General features: G+C 42.1%; 9 protein-coding genes. All 9 read right to left on the reverse strand.

The annotated features are described in order from the left end of the window. Positions 1-10 precede the first annotated feature (10 nt). The 9 genes from NJ959_RS03740 to NJ959_RS03780 all read right to left on the reverse strand — a co-directional run bounded on the left by NJ959_RS03740 (position 11) and on the right by NJ959_RS03780 (position 8,474). Positions 11-319: a hypothetical protein gene (locus NJ959_RS03740; RefSeq protein ID WP_254010406.1), complete on the reverse strand. Its 309-nt coding sequence runs from the start codon at positions 317-319 to the stop codon at positions 11-13. Between the two features lie 323 nt (positions 320-642). After that, on the reverse strand, positions 643-975 hold the full coding sequence (locus NJ959_RS03745) for a type II toxin-antitoxin system RelE/ParE family toxin (protein ID WP_254010407.1): 333 nt from the start codon (positions 973-975) through the stop codon (positions 643-645). Beyond that, positions 972-1,223, reverse strand: a complete 252-nt coding sequence (locus tag NJ959_RS03750) for a ribbon-helix-helix domain-containing protein (RefSeq protein ID WP_254010408.1) — start codon at positions 1,221-1,223, stop codon at positions 972-974. Before NJ959_RS03750 ends, NJ959_RS03745 begins: the two co-directional genes overlap by 4 nt. Before the next feature lie 52 nt (positions 1,224-1,275). Continuing rightward, positions 1,276-1,512: a hypothetical protein gene (locus NJ959_RS03755; protein ID WP_254010409.1), complete on the reverse strand. Its 237-nt coding sequence runs from the start codon at positions 1,510-1,512 to the stop codon at positions 1,276-1,278. A gap of 114 nt (positions 1,513-1,626) precedes the next feature. Then, positions 1,627-2,199 carry a Uma2 family endonuclease gene (locus tag NJ959_RS03760; RefSeq protein ID WP_309242549.1) on the reverse strand — a complete coding sequence of 191 codons (573 nt, stop codon included), beginning with the start codon at positions 2,197-2,199 and terminating at the stop codon, positions 1,627-1,629. A 43-nt stretch (positions 2,200-2,242) separates the two neighbouring features. Next, entirely contained in the window at positions 2,243-3,700 is a 1,458-nt protein-coding gene (locus NJ959_RS03765) for an L-lactate permease (RefSeq protein WP_254010411.1), read from the reverse strand. Positions 3,701-3,791: 91 nt separating this feature from the next. Continuing rightward, positions 3,792-4,298 carry an iron-containing redox enzyme family protein gene (locus NJ959_RS03770; RefSeq protein WP_309242550.1) on the reverse strand — a complete coding sequence of 169 codons (507 nt, stop codon included), beginning with the start codon at positions 4,296-4,298 and terminating at the stop codon, positions 3,792-3,794. A 329-nt stretch (positions 4,299-4,627) separates the two neighbouring features. Continuing rightward, positions 4,628-6,241, reverse strand: a complete 1,614-nt coding sequence (locus NJ959_RS03775) for an NAD(P)H-quinone oxidoreductase subunit 4 (RefSeq protein WP_254010413.1) — start codon at positions 6,239-6,241, stop codon at positions 4,628-4,630. A gap of 169 nt (positions 6,242-6,410) precedes the next feature. After that, complete coding sequence (locus NJ959_RS03780; RefSeq protein ID WP_254010414.1) at positions 6,411-8,474, reverse strand: NAD(P)H-quinone oxidoreductase subunit 5; 2,064 nt, start codon at positions 8,472-8,474, stop codon at positions 6,411-6,413. Positions 8,475-8,579: the final 105 nt, after the last annotated feature.

The following is an 8,579-nucleotide window of genomic DNA, read 5'->3' on the forward strand; positions in this document are numbered from 1 at the left end:
AATTCAGAACTTATACAGATTTTTGGGGCGAAGCTAGATCTAAAAAATGCGATTGGGATGAGATTAATAATCGGTTTAAGTAAGCCAACTCATAAAAGATTACCCAACCGCAATCAGTAAAGGTTTGAACATTCATTTTAATCGCGCTCTTAACCGCCTCTGAAAATGTCTTTTGGGCGATTGCGACGGTACATTGAAGCTTGTCCTTAATCCCTGCTTTGACAAGTCCTTGCGGGGGAGAAACTTCCTCCTTGTCCACCTCAACCAGGATAGCTTCACCGTTTTCAGTATCAGTTGTAAACTCTATATAGCGTGCCATATTCTCAAAATTGCCTATTTAGAAAATCTCATGACTCTAGTGTAAAATATTATACTGTCTGTCACTTAAAAACGCTATAGAGCAAGCGCAGCGAATAAAAGCTAGTATAATTAGACAATATCTAACCTGCCGAATTGGTATTACAACAAAATAGATGGGTAAGACTTGAAGAAATAGCGACGCTATTTCTTCAAAAAATATTATTTGAAAGTCCCCGGAAGAAACGGCAAAAATTTCTTGATTTACCCCACGCAATTAGTTACAGATTCTGGTTTTCTGGCAAATCACCAATTGGTATGACGGGCTAAAATGGAATGCCAGCGTTAAATCTCTCGATCTAGGTTAGACAAAATGCCTTCTAAATCCATGACACCATGCAAAACCCGGAGAATCTCAACCTGATTATCCTGAATCCGGTAAAAAATAAGGTAATTTTTGAAATCCTTGACACGCCACTGACGAATCTCCCCCATTCGAGAGGAGACTAATCCCACGACTTTGCCAATTCCTGGTATCGTCGCTAATTGTGCAAAGGTAGCCTCTGCTAACTCAAGGAAGCGAGTGGCAGCATTAGCATCCCCATTAACCAAAATATAGTTTGCCAGTTGCCTGAGATCCTGAGTAGCTCGATTTCGGATAATTAACTGATAACTCATTTCTCTTCTGGGTTTGTACCCAACACCGATCCCCGCAAATTCTGCCAATAAGCTGGTGTTACGGGTTCGCTATCCGAGTCTAATCCCTCTTGCAGCAAACTTTCTAGCTTTTCTTGAGCCTGTTTACGTTGACGATCTTGTTGCACTAAATGTAGAAAATACTCCACCACACTTCCATAAGATCCAGCTTGAATCTGAGCCTCAATATAAGTCTGAAGGTCTTCTGATATAGCGAGAATGACGTTCATACACAAAGAGATTGGGGATGGATCTATTATACATCAGATAGCAAGGTCAGTTTTATGTGGTAGTGTCAATGTGACGATCGCACTTTTTCAGTTTGAGGCTGCTTTGAGCGCGATCGCACGAAGTCCCCGAAGAAGCGATGCCGAAGGGAAGGGAAGAGATCGCAATATCTCCTGATATTCCCAGGGCAGTGAGCTGCTGAATTGCGATCGCGAAACTTGCAGACTCCATCCCTTCTATAGGATACTTGAGGCGAAGAGAAGCGATCGGCTTCGCTGCGACCGTTGGCAATCGCAATCAAAGATTTAGGACTTACGCAGCAACTCTGTTAGTAGAGTTACTGGTGCGTTAGCTTTCGCATAACGCACCCTACAGATAGATTTTTTGCGTAAATCCTGAGAATGTTTACAGATTTTGGTTTTCTGGCAAATTGCCAAAACGTTCCCGATATTTAGCTAGCAGCGCTTCCATTTCTGCTGCTTGTCGCTCAACTTCTTCTTTGGCAGCAATTAACTCTTGATTAGTAGCAGTTAACTCTTGATTAGTAGCAGCTAACTCACTAGAATTTAGCAATCTTTCGCCAGTTTCGCTATCTACCATCACCAAACTACCCTCAATAAAACTCATCCATAACCCCACTGTGGCACAGAAAATTCTCCCCTCTTCATCTGGAGTTATCGGCTGATAATGTCCCTGTACTAAACGATAACCCAGGATTTCATCTAATTCTTGTCCCCGCTGTGTGCGTCTATCAATAATGACATATTCCTCCACTCTAGCACGGGCGTATTCTACTACTTTTATTTCTCTGTCTGCTTGGCGATATCTGGGGGAGACTACTTCGATAATTAATGTGGGACGTACACCTTCATCTTCTACTACAAATGTGCGGCGATTTTCCTGTTTATTGGTAATGCCCATCGCCACAAAAGTATCAGGACAATGATCCCCTAAATCGGAGATATCCCATTTAATAATTAAATCTCGGTATACGCCTACTGTTTAGGAATAGACAACTATGCTAAAGGAATTGCTTCAAAATATATATTGCTGACAGAATTGCTAAATAAATACCTATCGAGACTTTAAGTGTAAACTTGAGTAAGTAATATTCAGACAAATCTAAGCAGTTATGGTAAGTATCCTTAACAATAGCAATCGCCAACACAATAACTGGTATTGAACTAAACACCATGTGTCCAGCCCCACTGTTGTGCGCAGCAGCGAAAAGAATACCCTGTCCCCATTGTTGACCAATTTCGTATTGCGCTGTTATTAATAGTGCGTTACCTCCTAAATTTGAACCTGTGGCAAAACCACTCAGCATTCCGATTAAAGGAGATAGTAAGATAGCAGGAACTTCCCCTGCTTGACTTGATATCACTGCCGATATTGTTTTGATCATCCCTGACTGAAGCATAGCCTGAGATAACAGCAAAAATGTTATCAGACTCAAACAAGCATTTTGAGACTTTTTTAGGACTTCTACTAGAGAAATTTGTACGGATTCCATCCTTTGTACCAAGAGTGCAACCAGTAACAAAACAATACCAGGACTTGTTAGGGGACTAAAGCTAACATTCTCGCTTCTTAACACCAAAATATGCGCTAGCCACAAGTTTAACGGCTGAATAAAACGGATGGATACAATCAATAATAATACTAAAATATATGGTTTTAAAGCTTTCAAAGGCAGACCGATATAGCTGCGATTTCCGCAACCGATGTACATCCCAACTATCCCTGTAATTATTCCGGCAAAAACTCCCGCAGTCTCTGTATACAAATAGCGATTATTTAGCCAGATTAAGCTAGAAAGGGTAATGCCTAACACTAAAGCTAGTAAAAGATATTTTTTCAGGGATTTTGTTCCCCCGATCGCGTACAAAGATACCATGGTTAGATAGGGAAAAACCAGAAAACTGGTTAGGCTGGTAACAGTGCCTAATTCTGCTGGGGATTTATCAATGAGTTTAGCACCAATAATTGTTGCCAATCCCAGGGTTCCCCAAGGCATGATATTCATGCCTAAAATGGATAGCTTCAATGCTTTTTTTTCGGGAAATAGCTTAAAAAATATGGGTATTCCTAGAAAAAGCGATACCCCAAAACCAGTCAGCGACTCAATGGCTGGTAAAAACCCTACTAGCAATATTAAGGCTTTAGTCTCTGGATTAATAGGAAGCGATTCAATCCAAGAGGTAATTCCCTCTAGACTTTTTTGTTCTCTCAGAACTCTGGTTAGATATAGTCCAGGGACAATGACTATGATGGCACTGATACTTAGAATAGAAGCAGATTTTACTGTGGCGGCAATTTGATAAATATTGAGATGGTATTTCTCGATAAATATAATCAGCAATCCTGTAACAACCAAACCACTAAATGAGCTAAAAACGACATTTTTTTTGAGATAGAGAATGCAAAGTATAACCGTAACAATCGGTAGCGTTGCCGTAAAAGCCAAGCTGAGGTTCATGATCTTTTTATTGCCATCAATAAGAACAATTAAAGGAAGTATATCAATGAATGAAGTACCTCCTTCGTTAACATTAGTTACCCTTGGGCAATCAAAGGGATGACAGATATATTATCATACGGTCGTATTGAGCTTTAGCCGCAACGATCGCCATTTGGGTTCCGAACAAAACTTGATTGATTTCGGCTTGGCTTAACTTAGGCTCTTGGCAGGCTAAGGCATCAAGTAAGTCTCTGGTATGATAGGGATCGATGGTCAAGTGTTTTTCAAAGTAAATAGTGTTGTTTTTACAATCTAGACCTACACGCTTCATACCCTCCAAAATTCTGGAAAAATGGGGCAAAACCCAACTTTCAGAGATGGTGAACTGACCGTAGGCTGCAAATTTATATCCAGGACGAGTCAACAACAGATTAAAAGTATTAGAGGTCAGTTTACCAAACCAGGGAGCTGTTTCTCGGTAACTAATAAACTGTTTCCACGTATTTGTTTGCTCTAAAAGCATTCTCAGCCAGTAAGTATGAAACTCTGTCAACTTGTTTCGCCCGCATTCATCCCAAAGATTAGATACTGTTCTCTTTCCAACAATATTTTTGATTGCTGGAGCTTAATCTCCAGGTCATCGTTTGTGGTAATATAGCAAGGGCAACCCATGACCCCGCCGAACCTGGGATCTATTCACGGAACGGGTAGATCCTGCCTTCAATAAATGTCCTAACGTGTGTGCGTAGTGCTATAATTCCGATGCAACCGGATTTGATATTAATCAGCAAAAAAAAAACTAGGGGTACGGTACAACCGCGCCCCTAGTTTTTTTAATGGATAATTTAATTAGGTAATAGGGAATTAAGAAGGGTTTATTCTATCACCTATCTACCATTACATTCCAGCCAAACTGGATTAACAATTCCAGTGCAATTCCCTATCCTAGGGAACCTCTACCACAGGCTGTAATATCACTACATCACCAATTTTTGGTGCGACTACTGACAATACCGCAGGTTGCGTATTAGCAACCGCAGGATGAACCAAACTTGGCACTGAATCCCGCAATCGCGCTGTTAATTGTACCGTAGTCGCATCGTACATTTGAGTCACAAGCTTAGGATACAAACCCATCCCAATAATTGGGACTAGCAAACAAGCGATAATAAACACCTCTCGTGGTTCAGAATCAATTAAAGCTTGATGTTTCACTAATTCCTTGTTTTCGGGACCGTAGCAAATTTCTCGCAGCATTGATAGGAGGTAGACTGGAGTTAAAATCACACCCACAGCCGCAAGTATTATTACTATTACCTTAAAGGTGGAGTTGTAAACATCGCTCGTCGCAAACCCGACAAACACCATCAATTCTGCCACAAATCCACTCATTCCTGGTAATGCTAAAGATGCCATAGAACAAGTAGTCCACATGGCGAACATCTTCGGCATTTTTTGACCAACACCACCCATTTCATCTAACATCAGGGTATGGGTGCGGTCATAAGTTGCTCCCACTAAGAAGAACAAACTTGCCCCAATTAAACCGTGGGAAATCATTTGCAAAACTGCCCCACTTAACCCTAATTCGGTGAAGGAACCAATCCCAATCAACACGAATCCCATGTGAGAAATTGAAGAGTAAGCAATTTTCCGTTTTAGGTTACGTTGGGCAAAGGATGTGAGGGCTGCATAGACGATATTTACTACCCCTAAAATTACTAAAACTGGGGCAAAGTAAGCATGAGCATCCGGTAGCATCTGAGCATTCATCCGAATTAGGGCATATCCCCCCATTTTCAGAAGAATTCCTGCTAGTAACATGTGGACGGGTGCGGTGGCTTCTCCGTGGGCATCTGGTAGCCAAGTATGTAAGGGGAAAATGGGTAATTTAACCCCGTAAGCAATTAAGAATCCCCCGTAAAGTAACAGTTCAAAATTCAGGGTGTAATCCTTCATCGCCAGGGATTGCATATCGAAGGTTACAGTATCCCCGTAAAATGCCATCGCCAAGGCTGCGACTAAAATAAATAGCGAACCTCCGGCGGTATACAGAATAAACTTTGTCGCTGCATAGAGACGCTTTTTCCCACCCCAAATCGATAGCAACAGGTAAACTGGAATTAATTCCAATTCCCATACTAAGAAAAACAACAGCATATCCTGGACAGCAAACACGGCAATTTGTCCGCCGTACATTGCTAGTAGCAGGAAGTAAAAGAGTTTCGGCTTAAGTGTAACTGGCCAAGCTGCTAGAGTTGCCAGAGTGGTAATAAAACCAGTCAGCAAAACTAAGGGCATCGATAAACCATCAATCCCCACTGACCAATTTAAATCTATTTGTGGAACCCAGGAATATTTTTCTACCAATTGTAAGTTGGGATTGGCGAAATCATACTGAGTGACAATAGTATAAACGATCAGAATGAAATCAATCAGCCCAATAACTAGGGCATACCATCGCTCCCAAAACCCATTCTTTTCTGGTAGGAATGGAATTGCTGCTGTAGCGACTATGGGGAAGAGAATAATTGTTGTTAGCCAGGGAAAATGTGTCATTGGTTATTTGTTATTTGTTTTTGGTTGTTCGTTATTTGTTATTTGTTTTTGTTTGTTCGTTATTTTCGATGGGTTATTTGTTATTGGCTTAAGCATAAGCAACTAATAACAAATAACTATGAACTAATAACAAACAACCAATAACAAACAACAAACAACAAACAACTTGTCAAGTCAACCCAGAAACAACTACCAAGCCTAAAACTGCACCGAATACAATCAGGGCATAGAATTGGGCGCGACCGTTTTCCAGATATTTCAGCCCTTCACCACTTACCATGGTAAAAAAGCCTGTTAGGTTAACTGCACCATCAACTACGCGATAGTCTACTTCCATCACCTGTCGTGCTAGACGACGGCTTCCTTGGACGAAAATGCGATCGTAAATTTCGTCAAAGTACCACTTATTCAGGGATAGTTGATAGAGGGAGGGAATCTTTTTCGCGATCGCATCTGGGTCTATTTTCTTACTCAAATACATCAAAGATGCCACCGTAATCCCAATCAAACCAATCCCTACTGAACTTCCGCCCATAATCAGAAATTCTGTCCAGTCAAATCCATGGGCTTCTGCTGCTACAGCGGCGATTTCTTCACCTGGTGCGTGGATTAACTCCTCGAAATAGTTGTGAAAAGGAGTTCCCACCAAACCCACTAACATTGAAGGTATGGCTAACAGCATTAAAGGCAGAGTCATGGTGATAGGTGACTCGTGAGGTTCGTGACTGTGATGACTATGGGCATCATGTCCTTCTGTTACCTCTAATTCTTTTACATTCATTGCACCAGGACCAAAGGCTACTACAGGTTCACCTGTCATCGCTTTTAGTTGTGCCTGAATGTCGGTGCGATTGCCTCGGAATTCTCCTTCAAAGGTGGAGAAATACATCCGAAACATATAGAAAGCAGTCAATCCAGCAGTTAGCCAACCTACTAACCACAGTGCAGGATTAGCCGCAAAAGCATTACTCAAAATTTCATCCTTTGACCAGAATCCAGCAAAAGGAGGAATGCCGCAAATGGCTAACGTACCAATTAAGAAAGTTGCGGAGGTGATGGGCATATATTTGCGCAAACCACCCATTAATCGCATATCCTGAGCTAAGACGGGATCGTGTCCAACTACGCCTTCCATCCCGTGAATTACCGAACCGGAACAGAGGAAGAGCATAGCTTTAAAATAAGCATGGGTCATGAGGTGAAATAACCCAGCCGTGTAGGAACCAATTCCCATCGCCATCACCATGTAACCCAATTGAGACATGGTGGAATAAGCTAAACCTTTTTTAATGTCATTTTGGGTAAGTGCGATTGTCGCACCCAAAAAGGCAGTTAATGCACCTGTGTAAGCAATCACATTCATCGCCACCGGGATATTTTCAAACACCGGATACATCCGGGCGATTAAAAATACCCCAGCCGCCACCATCGTTGCCGCGTGAATTAGGGCAGAGATGGGAGTGGGACCTTCCATCGCGTCGGGTAGCCAGACATGGAGGGGAAATTGGGCTGACTTGGCGACTGGTCCTAAAAATACCAATACGGCAAATATTGCTGCCAGTACCGCACTTATTGCACCTGATTCCACTAGGGAGTGAAGGCGCTCTCCGATAATATCAAACTCGAAGCTACCAGTTGCCCAATAAAGCCCCAATATACCCAAGAGCAAACCGAAGTCACCGACACGGTTGACAACAAAGGCTTTTTGGCAAGCATCAGCAGCAGCTTTGCGATCGTACCAGAAACCAATCAGTAGGTAAGAACACATACCTACCAGTTCCCAGAAAATATACACCTGTATTAAGTTGGGACTAATGACTAAACCCAACATAGACGAGCTAAATAGGCTCAAATAGGCATAAAAGCGCACGTAACCGGAGTCGTGAGCCATGTAGCCATCGGTATAAATCATCACCAAAAAGGCTACCGTTGTCACCACTACCAGCATTAATGCCGTAAGTTGGTCGATAGTGTAGCCCATCATCAGATGAAAACTTCCGGCAGATGCCCATTCCAGCGTGCGGATATAGGCTTCATGCCCTTGAATTTGGCTCCAAAGCAAAGCAAAGGAGAAAACCATACCCGCCCCAATTAAGGAGACGACAAAAACGGCGATAAGCTGCCGCAGACGGTTAGTTGCTTTGTTTGCAGAGATTAGCCCTAGCCCTACCAGCATTGCTCCTAGTAAGGGTAAGACTGGAATCAGCCAAGCATATTGGTAAAGCAGTTCCATGAAGACAGCCTACTTTAAATTTCTTTACCATTTTGACAAAAGGTTTACAAGTGTGACAAATACTTAATGCAAAAATCAAGTTTGGGGGGAGTGGGGTGTGGGGAG

The organism is Limnofasciculus baicalensis BBK-W-15 (genome assembly GCF_024178385.1).
Taxonomy (GTDB): domain Bacteria; phylum Cyanobacteriota; class Cyanobacteriia; order Cyanobacteriales; family Coleofasciculaceae; genus Limnofasciculus; species Limnofasciculus baicalensis.

Excerpts from the sequence above, each read along its gene's own strand:
- NJ959_RS03740 (WP_254010406.1), bottom strand. The coding sequence starts at position 319 with ATGGCACGCTATATAGAGTTTACAACTGATACTGAAAACGGTGAAGCT.
- NJ959_RS03745 (WP_254010407.1), bottom strand. The coding sequence starts at position 975 with ATGAGTTATCAGTTAATTATCCGAAATCGAGCTACTCAGGATCTCAGG.
- NJ959_RS03750 (WP_254010408.1), bottom strand. The coding sequence starts at position 1,223 with ATGAACGTCATTCTCGCTATATCAGAAGACCTTCAGACTTATATTGAG.
- NJ959_RS03765 (WP_254010411.1), bottom strand. The coding sequence starts at position 3,700 with ATGAACCTCAGCTTGGCTTTTACGGCAACGCTACCGATTGTTACGGTT.
- NJ959_RS03775 (WP_254010413.1), bottom strand. The coding sequence starts at position 6,241 with ATGACACATTTTCCCTGGCTAACAACAATTATTCTCTTCCCCATAGTC.
- NJ959_RS03780 (WP_254010414.1), bottom strand. The coding sequence starts at position 8,474 with ATGGAACTGCTTTACCAATATGCTTGGCTGATTCCAGTCTTACCCTTA.